Here is a 20,258-nt window from a genome sequence, read left to right on the forward strand (position 1 = left end):
CCCGGGGGAGGTGCATTGTGGACGACACTGTCGAGACATCACTGGTCGCGAAATATGCAGCGTTGCATGTTTTTCTGGATGAGATCGCTGATGCGACCTCGGATGCGTGTTCTGAAGCCGAGGTCGCCGAGCTCGCGATCACCCATGAACGTGCGGTGCGCAGGATGGGTTCGATCGGGTTGCGTCGGATCCTGGATGTGTCGGATCGGGGTGCGTTCGGTGCGGTGCAGTGCGCGGCGGTGACGCAGTTCGTGGGTGACCGGTTGCGGGTGCCGAACCCGAAGCGCAGGTTGAAGCAGGTGCTCGCGTTGTCGCAGATGCATGCGATGACCGGGGAGAGGTTGCCGGCGCGGTGTCCGGAGACGGCGGCGGCGATGGCCGAGGGTGAGCTGTCGCATGAGCATGTGGATGCGGTGCTCGCGGTGATGGACAAGGTCCCGGCCGCGACGTCGCCGGAGGTGCGGGAGAAGGCCGAGGAACAGATCGCCGACATCGCCCGCAACTTCAGCCCGAAAGAGATCCACCGCGCCGGTGCCCGCCTGTTGTCGCATCTGGATCCCGATGGTGCCGAACCATCCGACCGTGACCGGGCCCGCCAACGATCCCTGTCCCTCGGTGTGCAGGGCAGTGACTTGATGTCCCGGCTGGGTGGGAAACTCGACCCCACGACCCGAGCCTTGTTCGAGGTGATGTTGTCGAAGTGGGCGAAGCCGGGGATGAACAATCCCGACGACGACCACTCACCCCGCGGCGGCTGCGACGACATCGGTGTCGACACCGATGCGCTCACCGCGGCGGCCGAACGCGATAGCCGTAGCCAAGCCCAGCGCAATCACGACGCCCTACAGGCGTTGCTGCGGGCGGCGGCTGATGGTGGCCTGTATGGGGTGTCGCATCGGGGGTTGCCGCCGCACATCATCATCTCCATCACCGAATCCCAGTTGCGGGAGCGGGCGGGTGTCGGGCACACCGCCACCGGCACCGACCTCCCCATGACAGACATCCTGCGTTTGGCGGCGCAGGCGCAGATGCATCTGGCCGTCTTCGACGACGTGACCGGGGAACCACTGTTCTACGGCCGCACCCGCCGGTTGGCTTCAGAGGTGCAACGGTTCGTGTCGTTCGCCCAGTACGGCGGCTGCGCCATGCCGGCATGTCCGGCACCGTTCACCCACACCGAGATGCACCACGCGCACCAGGACTGGGCCCAAGGCGGGAACACCGATTCCACTGATCTCGCGCCGGCGTGCGGGCCGCACAACCGGGCCGTGCACGACCGGCCCGGTGGCTGGCAGACAGAAAAGATCACCACCGGTCCCGATCGTGGCCGGTTCGGGTGGGTCGCCAACGGCACCACCGACCCACCCAGAACCAATCACCTCCACCGACCGGATCGGATCCTCGACGATCACGCACCACCCGACCCGGACTGGTCCGACATCGAACACCGCCTCGAACTGATCCTGGCCGAACACCACTCGAGATCACAGGAGCCGGTGATCATCCGGGTGATCGACTACCGCACCCCGATCACAGATCGATCAGATCGTCCTCGGGACCGAACGTCGTGAACGCGGTGCGGCCGGGAAGTCGGTACACCTCCCGACCGGCGACGGCGTTCAGGATCCGCGCGTTACGGACCGCGCCGATGTCCAGGTTCGGGGCGGACACACCGTGGCTGTGCTCGTCGGCGCTCGCCACGAACAGTCGACGACGGAACCCGCCGCGACCGACCACCGAGTGATCGACGTCGATCACCGGCCGGCCACGCTCATCGGTCACGATGTTCTCTCGCAACGGATCCAGGAAACTCGTCGATCGTGGCCGGTAACCGGTCGCGGCGATCACCACGGCGGTGGTGTGCGCGATGTGTGCGCCCGTGTCGTCGTGTCGCGCGTGGACACACAACCGTCCGTCGTCTCTGTCGTCCAGGCCGGTCACAGTGACCCCGGCCCGCAACTGCACGGGTGGGAGCGGGGAAGCCAACTGCCGTCGATAGAGCAGATCGTGCAGCCGCTCCAGGGTTTCCGCCGAGATACCCTTGTGGAACTGCCAATGCCCCGCCCGCACCTCGTCCCTGGTGTTCTCGGGCAGACCGTGGAAGTAGTCCATGTACGCCGGTGTCGTCATCTCCAGCGACAACTTCGTGAAGTCCAGGGGAGCGAACCAGCCGGTGCGCGTCCACCACCGGACCTCCGGTCCGCCCGCGAGATTGGCCTCCACGAGATCGATCACGATCTCGGCACCCGACTGACCCGAACCGACCACGGTCACCGCATCCGACCCGAGAACGCGATCCCGATGGTGCAGGTACTCGCCGCTGTGGAGGACGCGATCGGCGCCTGCGTCGAGCGTCAGCGATCGTGGGACAGAGGGTTCCGTACCGACCCCGACCACCACGTGTCCGGCACGGATCGTCGACCGCACACCGTCCGACGAGACCACCACCGAGAACATCTCGTCCTCTTCGTCCCAGTGCACCTCCTCGACCTGCGTCGAGAACCGCACCGACGACGGCCGGCGGGCACAAATGCGGTCGAGCGCCCACAGCAGGTACGCCTCGTACTCCCGCCGTGTCGGGAAGAAGTTCTCCCGCACCAGGAACGGGTAGAGCCGGTCGACGTCGGCCATGTACGCCAGGAACGACATGGGGTGCGTCGGGTCCACCAGCGACACGAGATCCGACAGGAAGCTGACCTGGAGGGTCGCGTCGTCGAACATCAGCCCGGGGTGCCACCGGAACTCGGGGCGGGAGTCGACGACGAGCAGGTCGATGTCGTCGACCGTGCTCGACAGGGCGGCGAGACCCAGGTTGAACGGCCCGCAGCCGACGGCGAGTACATCGACGGTCGAAGTGGTGGTCATCGCGCGGGCACCTCCGTCGATGTCGCACATTCGGATTCCACCTCGAGCGCCAGCCGCAGGATGTCGTCGAACAACCCGTCGATGTCGGATTGATGTGCATCGGGATTCAGCAGGGTGAGCTTGAGGCAGATCCGTGTCCGACCGTCGGCGACACGAACCCGCGTCCGCCCGATCAGCGCCGCACCCTCGCGGATCAGGCGTCGTCGCAGCTCGGCGTTGACGACGTCGGAATCGGTACAGCGGTACCGGAACACCACCGTCGTCATCGTCACCGGCGCGACGAGCTCGAGCTGCGGCTCGGTCGCGATCCGCTGCTCTGCGTGGCGGGCCAGGTCGTGACAGGTGTCGAGCATCGCGCCGAGACCCCTCCGCCCATAGGCGAGGAACGTGGCCGCCACCTTGAGCACGTCCGGTCGACGCGTGGTCTGCAACGTCTGACCGAGCAGACCGCCGTATCCGGCCTCGATGTCGTCCGTCGGGTTGAGGTACGCCACCGACCGGTCGACGGAGTCGAACCCGTGCGCATCGGCGAGGAGGAGAACGCTCGCCGCCGCCGGCTGCCAACCGATCTTGTGCAGGTCGAGCGTGATCGAGTCCGCCCTGCCGATCCCGTCGACGAGCCGCGCGAGGCGATCGGAGAAGAGGGTCCCGAAGCCGTAGGCGGCGTCGACGTGCAGCCAGATGTCGTGTCTGCGCGCAACCGCGGCGATCTCCCGAAGAGGGTCGACGGTGCCGAAGTCGGTGGTGCCCGCCGTCGCGACGATCGCGACCGGTACCCGGTCACCGGCGGCGACGATCGCGGCCTCGAGATCGGCGGGGACCATGCGGTGGTCGTCGTCCACCGGGATCGGCACCACCGCCGATTCGCCCATACCCAGAGCGGCACAGGCGCGGTGCAGGGAGAAATGCGCCACCTCGGAGCAGAAGACGACCGGCCGGCGTAGCGCGGCGACACCGTCTGCACGCGAGTCGACGCCCCGCCGTGCCGCTGCACGGTCGCGTGCCACCAGCAACGCCAACAGGTTCGAGTACGACCCTCCGGGACCGAACACACCGCCGGCGCTCTCGCCGAACCCCGCGAGATCGGCGAGAGCCGCGACCACCCACCGTTCCAGCGCGAGTGTCGCCGGCCCGGAGTCGTAGGTGTCCAAGGACGCGTTGGTGGCCGAGGCCAACGCGTCCGCGACCACCGCCACCGACAGTGCCGGGGGCTGCAGGTGCGCAGCGGCGCGTGGATGGGTCAGGTCCAGCCCGTGGCGGGCGATCATGTCGCCGAGCCGCGCGAGGGCCGCGGACTCGCCGATCCCCGTACTGGGCAGGGTCGTCGGGCCGAGCAGTTGCGCGACGGCGGCGAGAACATCGGCGGGCGGCCCCGGCGGGAGCGGGGCACCGTGGTGGGCATCGTGTCCCACGGAGTCGGCCAGTCGCGCGAGACCCTCACCCACCCTGGACCATCCGGCACCTGGCGTGGCGAACCGCGACATCCGCATCGGCAGCGCATCGATGGCACAGCCGGCCCGTACCGTGTCGACGAGGTCCGCCAGCGGTGTGTCGAGCCCGTCGGGCAGCTCCCGGATGAGTTGCAGCGCCAGCGGCATCGCCGAGGTGCCGATCGCCTCCGGGACGTCGACCTGGTGGTCGATCTCGAGGTGGATCCGGTCGCCGGACCCGATCTCGACGGCGTAGGTCAGCGGGTACCCGCCGATCCCGGTCGACACCGACTCGTAGCCGACCGACTCGTCGGCGACATGACGCAGCGGGGCGTCGCGAACGGAGGCCATCACGTCGACGACGGGGAAACGCCCGCCGGCGGAGCGGATCGCGGTCAGCAGCGTGCCGAAGTCGACCGCGGCGTGCTCGGTCGCCTCGTAGACCGCCGTCATCAGACGCCGGAGGTTCTCGCGCACATCTGCCGCCGGGATCAGGGTGAAGCGCACCGGCACGATGTTCCCGCAGTAGCCGACACTCCGCGGATCCTCTCCTACGCCACGGTTCTCGACCGGGACCGCCACGACCAGGTCGTCGGCTCCGGTCGCCGCGTGTGCGGCGAGTGCGCACACGCCGATGATCACCGCGTTGGGTGTCGCTCCCACCTCGCGGGCGACGTCGCCGAGGGCTGCGCCGTCGGCGGGATCGATCGCTGCGCGGTCGTGGACGATCGGCGCCTCACCGAGCGGTGCGAGCCAGCTCTCTGCAGGCGTCTGCGAGGGCAGCTCGCCGGTCATCGGGTGGCGGATGTCGTCGGCGGCCCACGTGGCCAGCGCATGGCGAACCGCGGCGTCGACGTCGATGACCCGGCTCGGCGCGTCGACCACGGCGGGCGAGTGGGTCGCTTCGCCGGTCAACGGCGCGAGCAGCGCAGGCCACGACATCCCGTCGACGGCGATGTGGTGGATGACCAGGACGACGACCACCGTGTCCTCCACGGCGACGACCCGAGCGCGGACAGGCGGCTCCGCGGTCAGTCGGAACGGTGTGCGGGTCAGCGTGCGCGCCGCGTCGTGGACATCAGACCCCGGGGACACGATGTCCGCGTTCCATTCCCACTCGCGGTTCGGGACGGCCCATCGTCCCTCGCCCTCGTGCGGCACCCTGTGCGGCTCGCCGCCGTCGGCGGTGATGACCGACGCCAGGACCGGGGTCTGCGAGACGAGCGTGTGCACGGCGTCGACGACGTCGGTGAGCGGATCGTGCAGAGTGAGAACGAGTCCGATGTTGTGGCCGCAGGAGTCGGGATCGAGGTCGTGGATACGCCACATGCGTCGCTCCGCGGCGCCCAGCGCACCGGACCCGGTCTCCTGGTGCGCCGGACCGGGGCCCACCGGAGCGCTCGCGGAGGCGCCGCCGGCCAGACGCCGACGCATGAGTTCGAGGCGGGCGTCGTCCAACACGGTCATGCGTCCTCCGGGATGAGTTCGTGGGCTGGTGGTGTGCAGGGATCGGAGGTGGCGGCCAGGTCGGCGACATCGGTGACGACGCGGATCAGCTCGCCCCGCGCCCACAGGGGCGCCTGGTCTTCGAACGCCGGGGACCGCGGGTCGCCACTCGCGCCCAGCGGCACCACCCACATGCTCGCGTCGCGGTCGGCGAGATCCCAGACGTAGCGTGCGGCCGATCCGAGGCTGCAGGCGTGGGTGAGGCCGACGGCACTCGCACTCGCCGACACCGTCTCGACGTCCCCGCCGAGCGGATGGGGTAACGGCCGCAGCAGTCGCGACAACTCCCGGTGCTCCGGCGTGACCCCGACGAGGTCGAAGCCGTGGATGGGGGCCAGGACGTGGACGCTGCCCCACGTCGGGACGACATCGAGATGCTCGACGAGTGTCGCGACGTCCTCGACAGCCTGCCGGAGCACGACGTCGACGTCGGTGCCGCGGGCGCCGATCCTCTCGACGACGGCCGCGGTTGCCGCCGCCACACGGGGCAGCGCGACGAACCACGGGTCGAACACCGCGGGAAACGGGTGGCGACGGGCCAGGGGCGACAATCCGGGCGATCGCGCGAGACCGCGGACCAGGTGGGCGCGGATCTCGGCGTACAGGTAGGCATCCGCGCTGTCGGCGTCCATCACACGGTCCCATGCGAGCAGCCGGTCGACGAGCGCGTGGCCGGACGCGCTCAGCCCGTCGACCCGGGACAGCATCCGCAGCACCGTCTCTCGATCGTCGAGCAGGTGATCGCGGTGGATCCGGGCCGAGTCGCCGGGGACCAGGCCGGTCCGCCACGACAGCAGTGTCGCGATCCGGTCCGCGCGGTGCGGTGGGACACATTCGGTGGCCGGCGGCTGGAGGTCGCTGTCGTCGGTGGTCCGCTGATTGGAGATGACCGAGAAGTCTGCGACGTCGGCGGGAGGTGTCCCGTCCAGGGTCGTCGGTCGACGACCGGTCCACCGGTGTGCGGCACTCCAACCGGGGACGGGAAGCCAGTAGTTGTCGGTGTCGCGCTCGGGGAGCACGCCCGCGAGATGGTGTGTCACACGCCCTGCGGTGTCCCCGACGACGACGCGGTTCACCGGTTCGACCCACGCACGCAGGGCCTGCTCGACATCCGGGATCGACTGGGCGAAGAGCAGATCGAGCACGGCGTCGAATGTGGTCGAGTCGTCGTCGAGCAGCGGGCTGCGTAGCGCGACCGCGATCGGGTCGTCGGGACCCCCGACGATCACCGACCCGTTCCCGGTGACGATCACCTCGCAGTCGACGGCCCCGCCGTCGCGGACGTCGATCTGCTCGATCCAGCTGTCGGCGACGAGGTCCCCGTCGGGCGACTGTGCGACGACGGACCGGTCGCCGCGTGACAACCGCTCGATGTAGACGTCCTGCACGTCGGCCATCGCGTTCGTGATGCCCCAGGCGACGTCGCCGGTGTGCGCGAAATGCGGGACGCCGGGGACGCCGGCGAACGCGAATCCGACGACGTCGAACTCGTCGCTGACGAGATGGCACTGGACATAGATGCCGGGTAGCTCGAGGAACCGGTGCGGATCGCCGGCGATGTGTGCAGCACCCGAGGCGGTGCGGGATCCCGCGATCCCCCAGGCGTTGCTGCCACCGATCCCGCTGCCGGTGACGGCGTCGGTGATCGGCGTCGGACCGCGCGGTGGGTCGTCCGTGCCGGAGTCGACGGCGGCGAACGCACCCTCGAACTCGGCCAGGATCGCGTCGATCGTGGCCGGATCCGGAAGTGGGGGGACGGTGGGGTCGACGCCGGGATCGACTCCCTCGCAGTCGAACAGCCGCAGGGCATCGTGTCCGAGTCGGGAGCAGGCGTGTACACGCCAGAGTTTCGTCAGGAATCGGCCGAACAGGATGTTGTGCGTGATGAACACCGCGATCGGTGTCCACGGGCTCCACGGGCGCGGACGGTGGCGGAGTTCGGTGAACTCCACGGCCCGCACCTCGTCGAGCGCGCTGTTCACGCCGTCGGTGTAGGCGGCGAGCAGTGCACGCGACCGCGGTGACGACCGGTCGTGGATCCGTCGCGCGGCACGGTCGATACCGGCGCGACGGGCGAACTCGTCCCAGCCGACGCTGCCCGCACCGAACACCTCGGCGGTCCGCCCCTCGGCCCGCAGGCGCAGGAACTCGATCTGCCAGGCCCGGTCGAGCGCGCAGGCCCGACCCTGCCCCCACAGCGCGCCCGCCGCGGAATCCGCGACGACGTGCGGGATGTGCCATCGGTCTCGGACGATGCGCGCGGGCGTCACGACGCCCTCCGCGGGTCGGCGAGTGGGTTGGCGAGACGGTGGTCGCCGTCCAGCAGGGCGGCATAGGAGTCGCCGAGATCGACCATGCGCCGCGCGTTGCCCATCTGCAGACGGTTGAGGTGGATGGCCCCGAACTCGGGGACGAACAGATCGCGCCGCCGCAGTGGCTCCGCCAGTTCGGCGTGCTCCGAGGCGAACTCACGCACACTCTCCGCGACGAGGTCCCAGAATCGTTCACCCTCCACGAGTCCCGATTCGTGCAGGACGCCGGAGAGCGGGCGCAGGAAGTCGTCCATGACGTCGGACAGCACCCCGAGGGCGGCGATCTCGTCGGTGGTGGGGACGGCGGCGCGGGCACACGAGTCCGGTAGGCCGGCGGCGTCCCCGACGACGGTGACCTCCTCGCCGATGTCCTTGAGGATCGCGCGCACGGGTACACCCCGGTCCAGGACGAGGATCAGGTTCTCACCGTGCGGCGAGAACTTCAGGTCGTGCCGGTGGAGGAGATAGGTGATGGGGTGGAGATAGACCCGCAGGTAGCGCCGAACCCACTCGTCGGCCGACAGCCCCGAGCGGTCGACGTACGCGGCGACCAGCGGCGTCCCGCGGTGGTCGACATGCAGCAGCGCTGCCATCGTGGCGAGCTGCTCGCCGTCGCCGATCAGTGCCGTCGGGCTGTCGCGCCATAGTGCGGCCAGCAGTTTGCGGTACTCCGAGCCGACCTCGGTGATGCCGTCGAAGACGGGGCTGCGGTATCCGGCCGCGGCCACCTCGTACAGCAGTCGGAAACCGATGGAACGCAGATAGGGATCGTCGTCGACGCGGCCCCGCACCCATTCGTTGATGAGCGGAGTGGTGCGCATGTAGTCGGCGGACATCCCCCGCGTGAAACCCATGTTGGTGATGGACAGCGCGAGCTTCACGTAGGGGCGGTGCGGCCGTGTCGCGTTGAACATCGTGCGGATCGACTGCTGCGGGCGATGGCGGTCGGGCGCCTCACCGAGGAGGACGAGTCCGGCGTCGGCGAGATCGGGGGCGAGGACACGGGAGATCTTCTCGGTCCACTGCCACGGGTGCACCGGGAGGAAGAGGTAGTCGGACGGGTCGAGACCGGCCCGCAGCAGGATGTCGGTGAAGCGCCCGACCGTCTCCTCGCCGAGTTCCCCGGCCACGAGGCGATCGAGGTCGACCTCGGGGAGCGTCGCGACCTCACAGCGATCGCGTCGCGCGGCGACCCACGTCAGATGGCAGGTCGGCCCACGGTCCGGCGCGTACCGGGCGAGGTCGTCGGTGCTGAAGCCGATGCGTCCGGCGTTGGCGACGATGCAGGGGTGCCCCTCGGTCATCGCCGACTCGACGGTCTGGAAGTCGGCGACGGCGAGCTCGGCTGCGGTGAGCCACCGACGCTCGGGACGGTCCGCGCCGACGCCGAGGGTGCTGACGAGTTCCTCGAGGTAGGGCGGGACCGCGTCTCCCGGCAGCCCGATGGTCTCGTGGACGTCGAGGATCAGCTGCACCGGATCGACGTGCCGGCGTGTGCCGTCGACGACACGCTGCATCGACCGTTCGTCGATCACCCAGTGCTCGAGCGGCAGGACCTCCGCGCGGAAGAGGTACTCGACGCGACGGTCGTCGGACAGCACCAGATACGTCGCGCCCGCACTCTCCCCGGACACGCGGATCGGGTGGACGAGCCGTTCGTGGCAGAACTCGGCGAGCATCTTGCGGGCGAGACGACGCCCGTAGGTGCTGTGGTGGTCGACAGCGGAGACGTGAGGTCGGAGTGTCGGTGCAGATCCCGTCACGGTGTGTCCTCGGTCGCCGCCGTGAGATCCGCACGGCGGCAGATGCTGACGCGCGCGGTCTTCGCGCCGACACGGTGGTCGCCGAGCACCCGGAAGCCGACCAGTGCGTTGAGGCGGTGGATGGCGGTGTTGCGGACGTCGGGTTCGACGACGACGCGCGTGGCGTCGTGCACGTCGAACGCCGTCCGCATCACGTGCCGCATCGCCGCCTCGGTGAACCCCGGTACCGGTCGGTCGGTGGGGGCGACGAGGATGTGCATACCGAGATCGCCCTCGGCGGGGGTGTATCCCGTTCCCGGCTCGGCCAGTTCGCTGATGCGGGGGTCGTAGAGCTCGAAGAGGAACTGTGGCCGGCCGTCGAGCAGGCCGACGCGATACCCGGGGCCGGTGGCGTCGCCGTGGCGGATCATCTCGGCGACGGCGGACTCGTCCGCGGTCAGCATGTCCCAGAACGCCGCCTTCTCGTGGGTGAGCCAACCGTGGACCGTCGGGAGATCGGCGTCGAGGTCGAAGCGTCGATGGGTGATCCGCGCTGCCAGGCCGGTGAGATCCGCGGCGTCGTCGGGCCCCTGCTCGGCGAGTTGCGTCTCCACCTCGTCGGCACTGAGTCCGAGCACCTCGAGCATCACCGACGCCACCTCGGTGATCGCGTCACCGTGGCGGGCGACGAGCACCTCGGCGAGGGCGGCGACGGTGCGGTGGGTGAACACGTCGGCGACCGTCGCCGACGCCTGGCCGCCGGGCATCGCGAGCCAGCGACGGATCTCGGCGACGAAGCGGGTGGCGAGGACGGAATCGCCACCGAGGGCGACGAACTCGTCGGTGACGCCGATCGGTCGTGTGTCGAGCACCGTCTCGGCCAGCGCCACGAGTGCCGACTCGACCGGACCCCTCGGTGCGACCGTGGCCGGGATGTCGTGGGTGTCGAGTTCCGCAGCGACCCGCGATCGATCGATCTTGCCGTTCGACGTGAGGGGCAGTGCGTCGACGACGGTGACCGAGCGGGGGAGCATCGTCGCCGGCAGGACCGTGCGGAGACCATCGAGGAGGGCGTCGCCGTCTGTCGGTGCCGTCCCGTCGACGAGGACGACGGCGGCGCGGAGGTCCCGTCCGTCGGACCATGCGACCGCCGATCGGACGCCGTCGACGTCGAGCAGTCCGGCTTCCACCTCGCCGAGTTCCACACGGTGGCCGCGGACCTTGACCATGTGGTCGTCACGGCCGAGGAAGTCCAGGAACGCACCGGGGAGGTAGCGGGCGATGTCGCCGGTCCGGTACCAGCGGGTGCCGTCGACCTCGACGAACCGGTCTGCGGTGCGCGCGGGGTCGGCGCGATACCCCCGAGCGACACCGGCGCCGCCGATCCACAGCTCACCCGCGACGAAGTCGGGGCGGTCGTGGCCGACGGGATCGACCACGCGGCACCGCACCCCGTCGAGCGGGACGCCGTACGGCACGAACACCGCGCCGTCGGGGACGTCGGCGAGCTCGCACACGGTCGAGTGGATGGCGGTCTCCGTAGTGCCGCCGAGTCCTGCGACGCGGACCCCGGGCACCTGGTCGGCGATGCGTCGGAGGTGCGCCACCTCGACCCGGTCACCACCGGTGAGCACCACTCGGAGCGACGACGGCATGGACGTGAGATCGGTGAGCATCCCCAGCACGGTGGGGACGCAGTTGAGCACGGTGACGCCGTCACCGGCCAGGTGGCCCACCCAGGAGTCGACACGCGTGGTCGGGTCGTCGTCGGCGACGGTCACCGAACCACCCACGGCCAGCAGGGCGAAGACGTCGAACACCGAGAGGTCGAACTCCAGGGACGACACCATCAGGCTGCGGTCGGAGTCGTCGAGCGAGAACCGGGTCACCAGATCGGTGAGCGTGGCGACGGCCGCGGAATGCGGCACCTCGACGCCTTTCGGGAGACCGGTGGAGCCGGAGGTGAACAGCACGTAGGCGAGAGCGTCCGGGTCGGCGGACACGGCGTCGACGGGATCCGCGGAGACCGTGCACGCGATGTCGACGACCGCGGCGTCCACTCCCTGCCAGTCCGACGGGATGTCGGTGAGAACCGCTGCGGGCGTCGCGACGTCGACGATCCGCTCCCGACGTGTCGTCGGCTGAGACGGTGCGATCGGGACGTATGCGGCGCCGGCGGCGAGGATGCCGATCGCGGCGACCACCTGCTCGGCGGACTTCGGCAGGTGTAGGACGACGGTGTCGCCGGGGGCGACGCCGTGGGCTCGGAGCGCGCCCGCGACGCGGAGTGCGCGGTCGGCGACCTCGGCATGCGTCCAGGTGCGTGTGGAGTCGGCGATCGCGGGGGCGTCCGCGCGAGATGGGGCCCGCCGCAGGAACTCCCCGTGCAGCGTTCCGTCGAACACCTCGACGTCGGGGAGGCGATGTTCGCACGATCGGCGCTCCGCGAGCACCTCGGTGGGTACGGCGGACGGCGCCGGGCGGTCCCAGTCGTCGTCGACGAGCATCCCGAGGACGCGGACGTAGTGGTCGAACATGGACCGGGCGACCGACTCGTCGAGGTCGGACACACGGACATCCCAGTTCAGCAGGAGGCCACCGTCGACCTCGGTCACCTGCGCGTCGAGGAGTACCTGCGGTCCCTGGGAGACGATCCAGCCCGGATCTCCGAACGCGTCGGTGACCGCGGGGGAGAACAGCTCGCCGAGTCCCAACGCGCTGGTGAAGACGACCGGTGAGAGGACCGGCTCCCCGCGGAGACGGCTGAGGTCCCGCAGCACGTCGAGACCGCTCACGCTGCCGTGTACCGCGGCCTCGTGCATCGATTCACGCAGTGCTTGAGCGCGGTCGGAGATCGTCGCGGGTGTCGACAGGTCGACGGCGACCACGATCGACGACGTGAAGTCCCCGACCACACGATCGACGTCGGGATCGGTGTCGTCGCGGTCGAACAGCGGGACGGTGAGCAGGAACCGAGGGCGCGTCGCATGCGAGCCGACAGCCTCGGCGAACGCCGCGGCCACCGCGGCGGCGGGTGTCACGCCGTGGCGGTGGGCGGCGCGTTCGAGGCGCTCGCGGTCGGCGGCGTCGATCGCGTGGTGCAGTCGGACGGTGGTCGCACCGGAGCCGTGCGGATCCTGCATGCTGCGAGGCAGTTCCGGGGGTCCGGGGAGTTCGGGGATGCGCGACCGCCACCACTCGACGTCGGCCGCGCGGGTCGCTCTGCCCTGGCGGCGCGCGGTCAGCGTCCGGAAGTCGATGCCGATCGGCGGCAGCGATTCACCCCGGTGCAGCCGGGCGAGGTCGTCGACGAGGACCCGGAAGCTCATCGCGTCGGCGGCGATCATGTCGACGTCGAGATGGACGCGGCTGCGCCCGCGCGGCAGGAGGGTGAGGTCGATCGAGAGGACCTGTCCCTCCTCGACGGGGAGCATCGCGTGGGTCTTCGCAGCGCGGGTCCGGGTGAGGAAGTCCTCGACGGCCGGCGCCGACGCGCGACGGAGGTCGGTGACCGTGGTGATGTCGGGGTGGGCGGGTCCGACCTCCTGTGTCCCGTCCGGACGGACGGTCACGCGCGTCATCGGATGACGCTCCACGAGTGCGGCGACGGCAGCCCGGAACCGGTCCGGATCGACTGCCCCACCGTCGAACTCGACGTACAGGTGGGCGGCGACGCCGCCGAGGTCGTGGCTGTCGGAGCGGCCGACCCAGTAGGCGTGCTGCATCGGTGCGAGCGGGAACGCATCCGTCTCGTCGTCCGCGACCGGTGCCGCGTCGGGTGGTGTGTCAGGTGCCGTCGGGGCGTCCGCCGGTGCGCCGAGCAGCTCCGACCACGCCGCGATGGTCGGGGCCTCCGCCAATCGGGCGAAGTCGATGTCGAAGCCCTCGCGACGCCATCGACCGGCGAGCCGCATCATCCGCAGCGAGTCGAGTCCCTGGCCGATCAGATCGGTGTCGGGATCGAGGGTGTCCGGATCGACATCCAGCGCCTCGGCGACGATCCGTCGGACCGCCGACGCGGTCATGGCATGGCCGGTCTCGCGGCCTGTCGTCGCCGGCGGATCACCGATCAGCATTGCGTCACCCCTCTGCACACCCTGGTCGACTTAGGTTAGGTTACGCTAACGTACACATCCCAGAGGGTCGAGCCGGCGGCGGGTCACATCGCCGAGGCCGCCTCGATGGTTCTGTGCCGCTGACGGTTTCGACGCGGCAGGCAGATCCCGCCGTCACGAGAGGGTTCCATGACACTCGCGCAGACCCCGCCGCGTACCGATCTCGGACTCGCTGCACACGTCGACGCCGTGCTGGCTGCGAGTGCGTCGGACCTGTCGGTGTACGTCGCCGACGACGACCGGTGGGAACACGTCCCCTGGCGTGGGGTGCGTGCGCGGGCGCATGCGATCGCCGCCTGCATCCGCGATCGGAGACCCGACGGCGCGGACACGGCTGCGGCCGTGGGACTCATCGGTGACCCCACCCCGGACCTGGTCGCGGCACTGCTGGGGGCGTGGCTGATCGGGTCCCCGGTGTCGATCCTGCCGGGGCCCGTCCGTGGGGCCGATCCCCACCGATGGGCGGAGACGACGCTGACGCGGTTCACCGATCTCGGCGCGGATGTCGTGCTCGGTGGTGGCACAGACCTCGAGTTGCTCGCCCGCGCGGCCGCCGAGTCCGACGACGAGAGGAGACCGACCGTCGAGCGCGTCGACGAGATCGGCCTCGACCATGTCGGTGCCCAGGTCGACCCGGACGCCGTCCCCGACGGTGCGATCGCGATCCTCCAGGGCACAGCAGGATCGACGGGCGACCCGAAGACCGCCGTGGTGAGCGCCGATGCGGTCGCCGCGAACGCGGCTGCTCTGGCGGGCCGGTTGCGTCTCGACGAGGCCACCGACGTCGGTCTGAGTTGGCTGCCGCTCTACCACGACATGGGACTGACGTTCCTGCTCGCGGGGCTGCACACGGGAATCGACCTGTGGATCGCCCCGAACAGCGCGTTCGCCGCGTCACCGTTCCGGTGGCCGCAGTGGTTGACCGAGTCGCGGGCGACGGTCACCGCGGCGCCGAACTTCGCCTACGACATCGTCGGTCGCTACGGGCGGCTGCTCGCAGGCTCCGATCTGTCGTCGATCCGGGTGGCGATCAGCGGTGGCGAGCCCATCGACCCCGACGCCTTCGATCGCTTCCTGACCGCGGCCGCGGCGGTGGGGTTCGATCCGGGCGCGGCCGCTCCCGCCTACGGCATGGCCGAATCGACCTGTGCGGTCACGATGCCCGCACCCGGTGAGGGCGCCGACTACGACACCGTCGCGATGCCGGGGCCGGACGGGGAGTCGACGACGCGTCGCCACGCGATCCTCGGTCGACCCGTCGACGGCATGCAGATCCGCGTCGTCGCACCGGTCGAGACGGCGCCGGACATACCGGGGCGTCGGGTCGGCGCGATCGAGGTGCGCGGTACCTCGATGATGTGCGGCTACCGCGGCCACGACCCAATCGCGCCCGACGACTGGTTTCCCACCGGCGATCTCGGCTACCTCGTCGACGGCCGGCTGGTCGTCTGCGGTCGGGCCAAGGAGGTCGTCATCGTCGCCGGGAAGAACATCTTCCCGGCCGAGATCGAGAGGGCCGCAGCGCAGGTCGCCGGCGTGCGTCGTGGCGGCGTCGTCGCGGTCGCGCGCCGCGGACGTCGGCCCGGTCTCGTCGTGATCGCCGAGACCCGTGAGGTCGACGATCCCGCCACGGTCCGATCGGCCATCACCGCGGCCGTCGCCTCCGACTGCGGTGTGGTGCCGGCCGATGTGGTGCTCGCGCCCGTCGGGGCGGTACCGCGGACCACGTCGGGCAAGCTGCGACGGCTTGCCGCGCGCGACCTCCTCGAGGCGGGCGAATGGTCGTGACGGCGGAGAGCTTCCCGGAGTTGCTCGATCGTGTCGTCGACGACGAGGTCCGTGGTCTGGTCGAGAGTGCAGAGGAGACAGGACATTTCCCGCGCGAACTGATCGAACGGCTCGGCCGGGAGGGGGTCTTCACCCGCAAGTGGGGTGCCTCGTCGACTCCGGATCTGGCCGCCGTCGTCGATCTCGGTCTCGCACTCGGGCGGCTGGGGTCGGCGGGGATCGGTGTGGGTGTCAGCCTGCACGACTCGGCGATCGCCGTGCTCCGTCGCTTCGGTGCCCGATCGCCGGTGCTGACGCACGTTGCCGACCAGGCCATCGCGGGCGACGTCGTGCTGTGTCTGGCCGCGTCGGAGTCCTCGGGCGGATCCGATCTGCAGATCGTCGAGACCGAGATCATCGCTGACGGAGATGGTTTCCGGGTCCGCGGCCGCAAGAAGTTCGTGTCGCTCTCACCGATCGCCGACCACATCCTCGTCGTCGCGCGCACCCCGAGTGGCGACGGAGACGCAGCGCACGGCAACGTCGCGCTCGTGCTCGTCCCGACGAGCCAGGTGGAGATCGAGGAGCCGTACGCCAAGGCCGGTGCAGGTCCGCTCGACACCGCGGCGGTCCGCATCGACACGTGGGTTCCGGCCGACCACCTGATCGCCCGCCCGGGTACGGGACTGGCCGTGGTGAGTTGGGGTCTCGCCCACGAGCGGCTGTCGATCGCGGCGCAGGTGGCGTCGGCCTGCGAACTCGTTCTCGGCGTCACCGTGGCCCGCATGCGGGAGCGGACCCAGTTCGGGCAGACGCTCTTCGACCACCAGGCGCTCCGTCTGCGCGTCGCCGACCTGCATGCCCGTGTCGGGATGCTGCGGCACGCTGTGGCCGGGATCGCAGCCACGGGTCGCCTCGACGTGCGGACCGCATCGGCGGCGAAGGTGACGGCCGCGCGCCTCGGTGAGGAGGTGATGGGGGAGTGCATGCACATCTTCGGCGGCGCGGGCTACCTGCTCGACGAGACCCCGCTCGCGCGGTGGTGGCGTGACATGAAACTCGCCCGCGTCGGCGGGGGGACAGACGAGGTCCTGTGGGAACTGGTCGCCGCGGGGATGCGCCCCGACGTCGACGGGTATCGACGGTTCGCCGGGGCCATCGGATGACCCCTGTTTGTCAGTGAGGATAGCCTCACCTATATTCGTGACCATCATGTGCGCGGACGGTCGTCCGCGGCAGCGAGGAGAACACCCATGAACCAGGCAGAGACCCCATACGACGAGCGGGGTGACGACGGCGCGGACGCACCACAGACGTCGCGGAGGTCGGCGGTCGACATGCCGACGGTGCTCGCCTCGGCCGGTGTCGCCGCGGTCGTGTCGGCGATCGTCGTGACGATCGGTGTCGTGGGGATCGCCTCATCCGGGGGATTCGACGACCGGTCCAGTGCGTCTGCCCCGATCCCGACCGTCGTCAATCTCGGTGCTGCGCAGAGTGCCCTGCCTCAGAACGGTGCCGCGGCCCCTGCCGCCGCGGTCCCCTCGTCGAGTGCGGCTACCGCGGCAGCGACACCGGTCGCGGAGGACGTCCCTGCGAGCGACGGGGGCGCCGGCAGCGGCACCGCCCCGATCGCCACCGCACCGATCGCCACCGCACCGGCGGCCGGAGGCACGGCGGCACCCGCAGAGCCGACCGTCGCACCGGCGCCGGCGACGCAGGCGGCGGCCCCCCAGGCGCTGTCGCCCGGTCAGTTGAACACCAAGATCCGTCTCATCATGAACACGGGTGCCTCGCGTGCGGCACGCGCCGACGAACTCGAGGCCGGCGCCCGGGCCCTCGGTCCCGTCGACGCCGTCGCGAACGTGTTGCGCGTCAGCGGTGCCGGGTTCACCTACCAGATGATCGCGCCGGTCACCGTGTCCGGGAACTCGATGACCGCCACCCTGCAGATGTCCCTGGTGGGCCAGGGTTCCCGCACCCGCGCACTGACCTGGGTGTGGGCCGGGGACAAGTGGAAACTGTCCAACCGCAGCACCTGTGATGTCGCAGGGCTCGCGCTGATCCCGTGCTCGCTGTGATGCGCGCGCCGCGGATCGGGCGGACCCGTCGGGTCGGTGTCCTGCTGCTGGGGGTGGTGATGGCGGTCGTCGCGGTCGGTTGTTCGGCACCGGACGAGAAGTCCGGCGATGCCGCCCCGGTGATCGTGAACCTGCCCGACGGTCGATCGGTCACCGTTCCCGATGTGCCGGACCGCATCGTGACCATCGGTGGGCAGTGGACGGACGTGGCGCTGTCGTTCGGCGTCACGCCGGTCGGCTACTACGACGCGACCGCGCAGCAGACCGGGTCGCTCCCGCCGTGGTACGGCGACAAGTTGGCGAAGGTCGCGGTCGTGAACCCCTCCGACGCCGACGTCGTCGGTGCCGTGGCGAAGCTGAAGCCCGACCTCATCCTCGCTCCGGGGTTCGCCACCGGCCAGGAGGGTTTCGACGCGCTGTCCAAGCTGGCGCCCACCATCGACAAGATCAGCGGCCAGCAGATCGACCCGTGGCAGGACATGGTGACCGTGATGGGAACCGTTCTGCGACAGCAGGACAAGGCGCGGGAGATCATCGCCGGGGTCGACGAGTCCATCGCGGGTGTGAAGGCGAAGTACCCCGGGATCGAGGGCAAGACGTACTCGTTCGCCTACATGTACGGGCCGGATCAGATCTCGGCGTTCGGTGACTCGAACGACGGTGCCGGGAGGCTGTTCACGTCGATCGGCCTGCGGATCGCGCCGCGGTCGGCGGCCGAGTCGGCACGGACCGGACAGCCACGCTTCGGGTTGAGTCTGGAGAACATCCCCGTCCTCGACGCGAACCTGGTCGTGGTCGCCGCGTCGAACGCCGATCTGCAGCAGCGACTGCAGTCGCTCCCGGGCTATCAGGACCTGCCCGCGGTGCGGGCGGGTGCCGTCGCGGTGTTGAGCCAGAACCAGATCGCAGGTCTCAACGAACCGTCGCCGAACGCCATCCCCTATGTGCTCGACCGGATGGGTCCCGCGCTCGCGGCGGCTGCGAAGGCATGACCGGGCGTCAGTCGACGTCCACGACGACGGGCGCGTGATCGCTGGCGCCCTTGCCCTTCCGCTCCTGGCGGTCGATCGCCGCGTGGCCGACCCGCGCCGCGAGCGCCGGTGAGCACAACGCGAAGTCGATGCGCATCCCCTCCTTGCGGGCGAACCGCAGCTGGGTGTAGTCCCAGTAGGTGAACTCGCCGGGGGTGTGGGGACGTACGACGTCGGCGTAACCGGCGTCGACGACGGCGTGGAACGCCGCGCGTTCGGGCACCGATGTGTGCGTCTTGTCGGCGAAATAGGCGGTGTCCCAGACATCCTCGTCGGTGGGGGCGATGTTCCAGTCCCCGGTGAGCGCGATCGGTGCCGTGGGATCGTCGGCGAGCCAGGACCGTCCCGCGTCGTGCAGTGCGGACAGCCACTCGAGTTTGTAGGTGTAGTGCGGGTCGTCGAGAGCGCGGCCGTTCGGGACGTACAGGCTCCACACGCGCACGCCGGCGCATGTCGCGCCGATCGCCCGTGCCTCGACGGTCGGCGTCGCCGCATCGTCGCGCGCCCACCCGGGTTGACCCGGGAAGCTCGTCGCGACGTCGTCGAGACCGACGCGGGACGCGATCGCCACCCCGTTCCACTGGCTGACCCCGACGGTCGCGACGTCGTATCCGGCGGCGAGGAAGCTCATCATCGGGAACTGCTCGTCGGAGCACTTCGTCTCCTGCATCGCGAGCACGTCGACGTCGGACCGTTCGAGCCAGTCGACGACGCGTTCGGCGCGGGCCCGGATCGAGTTCACGTTCCACGTCGCGATGCGCATGGCGTCGACCCTAGATGGCGTCCTGGCCGGCGGGACCGAGGCCGATGAGAAGCGCTGCCGCCTCACGCGCATCGCGACCGGACTGGGTGTCGGCGTCGATCGTTGCCACGACACTCGCACCCTCGACGAGGAGGAGAAGCTGTCGGGCTGTCCGGTCGGGATACGCGGCCCCTGCCTCGACGAGCATGCCTGTCAGGAGTTCTCGGTACCGAGCGAGGTGGCGGCGGGCGATCGCGGCGACAGCGGGATCAGCTCGGGTGTCCGTGACCGTGTTGACGACTGCGCAGCCGCTGTAACCCGGCTCCGCGAACCACCGTAGAAGCAGGTCGAACAGGGCCAGAACACGCTCGGAACCTGGCGGTGCAGATGCTGTCTCCCGAGCCAGCCACTCGTGGATCCTGTCGCTGTGATCGCGGAGCATCGACTCGACCAGATTCTCCTTGGAGGGGAAGTACCGGTAGATGCTCAGTTTGGATGCACGAGCTGTCGCGGCGATCTCGTTGACCCCTACTGCATGAACGCCTTTGTCGTAGAACAACTCGGATGCCACCGCGAGAATTCGCGCTCGTGTCGCGGTGGTCGTCGACGGTGCCATGCTTCCTCATCTGCCGTGGGTCTGCGTCAGACAGTAACACTCTGTACTTAAACG

12 protein-coding genes and 1 pseudogene are annotated in these 20,258 nt (G+C 70.0%); 5 read left to right on the forward strand and 8 right to left on the reverse strand.

Annotation, left to right across the window (positions count from 1 at the left end; translation table 11 throughout):
- Positions 1 to 155 precede the first annotated feature (155 nt).
- Positions 156 to 1,571 carry a DUF222 domain-containing protein gene (locus ACXVUM_RS10635; RefSeq protein WP_458522845.1) on the forward strand — a complete coding sequence of 472 codons (1,416 nt, stop codon included), beginning with the start codon at positions 156 to 158 and terminating at the stop codon, positions 1,569 to 1,571.
- On the opposite strand, the gene ACXVUM_RS10640 is transcribed toward ACXVUM_RS10635, so the two are convergent.
- The 6 genes and pseudogenes from ACXVUM_RS10640 to ACXVUM_RS10665 all read right to left on the reverse strand — a co-directional run bounded on the left by ACXVUM_RS10640 (position 1,531) and on the right by ACXVUM_RS10665 (position 13,931).
- Positions 1,531 to 2,865: a lysine N(6)-hydroxylase/L-ornithine N(5)-oxygenase family protein gene (locus tag ACXVUM_RS10640; RefSeq protein ID WP_458521759.1), complete on the reverse strand. Its 1,335-nt coding sequence runs from the start codon at positions 2,863 to 2,865 to the stop codon at positions 1,531 to 1,533. The genes ACXVUM_RS10635 and ACXVUM_RS10640 overlap by 41 nt on opposite strands.
- Positions 2,862 to 4,355, reverse strand: coding sequence for a pyridoxal phosphate-dependent decarboxylase family protein (locus ACXVUM_RS10645; RefSeq protein WP_458522846.1), 1,494 nt, complete (start codon positions 4,353 to 4,355; stop codon positions 2,862 to 2,864). The genes ACXVUM_RS10640 and ACXVUM_RS10645 overlap by 4 nt, the downstream gene beginning before the upstream one ends.
- A 162-nt stretch (positions 4,356 to 4,517) precedes the next feature.
- Positions 4,518 to 5,762 (reverse strand): annotated as a pseudogene (locus tag ACXVUM_RS10650) (condensation domain-containing protein); the annotation flags it as partial.
- Positions 5,759 to 8,071 (reverse strand): penicillin acylase family protein, encoded by a 2,313-nt coding sequence (locus tag ACXVUM_RS10655; protein WP_458521760.1) that lies wholly within the window; start codon positions 8,069 to 8,071, stop codon positions 5,759 to 5,761. The pseudogene ACXVUM_RS10650 and the gene ACXVUM_RS10655, both read right to left, overlap by 4 nt.
- Entirely contained in the window at positions 8,068 to 9,876 is a 1,809-nt protein-coding gene (locus ACXVUM_RS10660; RefSeq protein WP_458521761.1) for an IucA/IucC family protein, read from the reverse strand. The genes ACXVUM_RS10655 and ACXVUM_RS10660 overlap by 4 nt, the downstream gene beginning before the upstream one ends.
- The gene (locus tag ACXVUM_RS10665; RefSeq protein ID WP_458521762.1) at positions 9,873 to 13,931 is read right to left on the reverse strand and encodes an amino acid adenylation domain-containing protein; all 4,059 of its coding nucleotides are present in this window, start codon (positions 13,929 to 13,931) and stop codon (positions 9,873 to 9,875) included. Before ACXVUM_RS10665 ends, ACXVUM_RS10660 begins: the two co-directional genes overlap by 4 nt.
- Positions 13,932 to 14,099: 168 nt before the next feature.
- Here ACXVUM_RS10665 and mbtM point away from each other — a divergent pair, with 168 nt between their 5' ends.
- The 4 genes from mbtM to ACXVUM_RS10685 all read left to right on the forward strand — a co-directional run bounded on the left by mbtM (position 14,100) and on the right by ACXVUM_RS10685 (position 18,807).
- Positions 14,100 to 15,758, forward strand: coding sequence for a long-chain-fatty acid--ACP ligase MbtM (mbtM, locus tag ACXVUM_RS10670; RefSeq protein WP_458521763.1), 1,659 nt, complete (start codon positions 14,100 to 14,102; stop codon positions 15,756 to 15,758).
- Positions 15,749 to 16,903, forward strand: coding sequence for an acyl-CoA dehydrogenase family protein (locus ACXVUM_RS10675; RefSeq protein ID WP_458521764.1), 1,155 nt, complete (start codon positions 15,749 to 15,751; stop codon positions 16,901 to 16,903). The genes mbtM and ACXVUM_RS10675 overlap by 10 nt, the downstream gene beginning before the upstream one ends.
- An 87-nt stretch (positions 16,904 to 16,990) precedes the next feature.
- Positions 16,991 to 17,815 carry a hypothetical protein gene (locus ACXVUM_RS10680; RefSeq protein ID WP_458521765.1) on the forward strand — a complete coding sequence of 275 codons (825 nt, stop codon included), beginning with the start codon at positions 16,991 to 16,993 and terminating at the stop codon, positions 17,813 to 17,815.
- Positions 17,815 to 18,807, forward strand: a complete 993-nt coding sequence (locus tag ACXVUM_RS10685; RefSeq protein WP_458522847.1) for an ABC transporter substrate-binding protein — start codon at positions 17,815 to 17,817, stop codon at positions 18,805 to 18,807. Before ACXVUM_RS10680 ends, ACXVUM_RS10685 begins: the two co-directional genes overlap by 1 nt.
- Before the next feature lie 7 nt (positions 18,808 to 18,814).
- Here ACXVUM_RS10685 and ACXVUM_RS10690 read toward each other — a convergent pair whose 3' ends face one another.
- Positions 18,815 to 19,609, reverse strand: coding sequence for an exodeoxyribonuclease III (locus tag ACXVUM_RS10690; RefSeq protein WP_458521766.1), 795 nt, complete (start codon positions 19,607 to 19,609; stop codon positions 18,815 to 18,817).
- Between the two features lie 10 nt (positions 19,610 to 19,619).
- Positions 19,620 to 20,204: a TetR/AcrR family transcriptional regulator gene (locus ACXVUM_RS10695; protein WP_458521767.1), complete on the reverse strand. Its 585-nt coding sequence runs from the start codon at positions 20,202 to 20,204 to the stop codon at positions 19,620 to 19,622.
- Between the last annotated feature and the right edge of the window lie 54 nt (positions 20,205 to 20,258).

Source organism: Williamsia sp. SKLECPSW1, assembly GCF_054332755.1.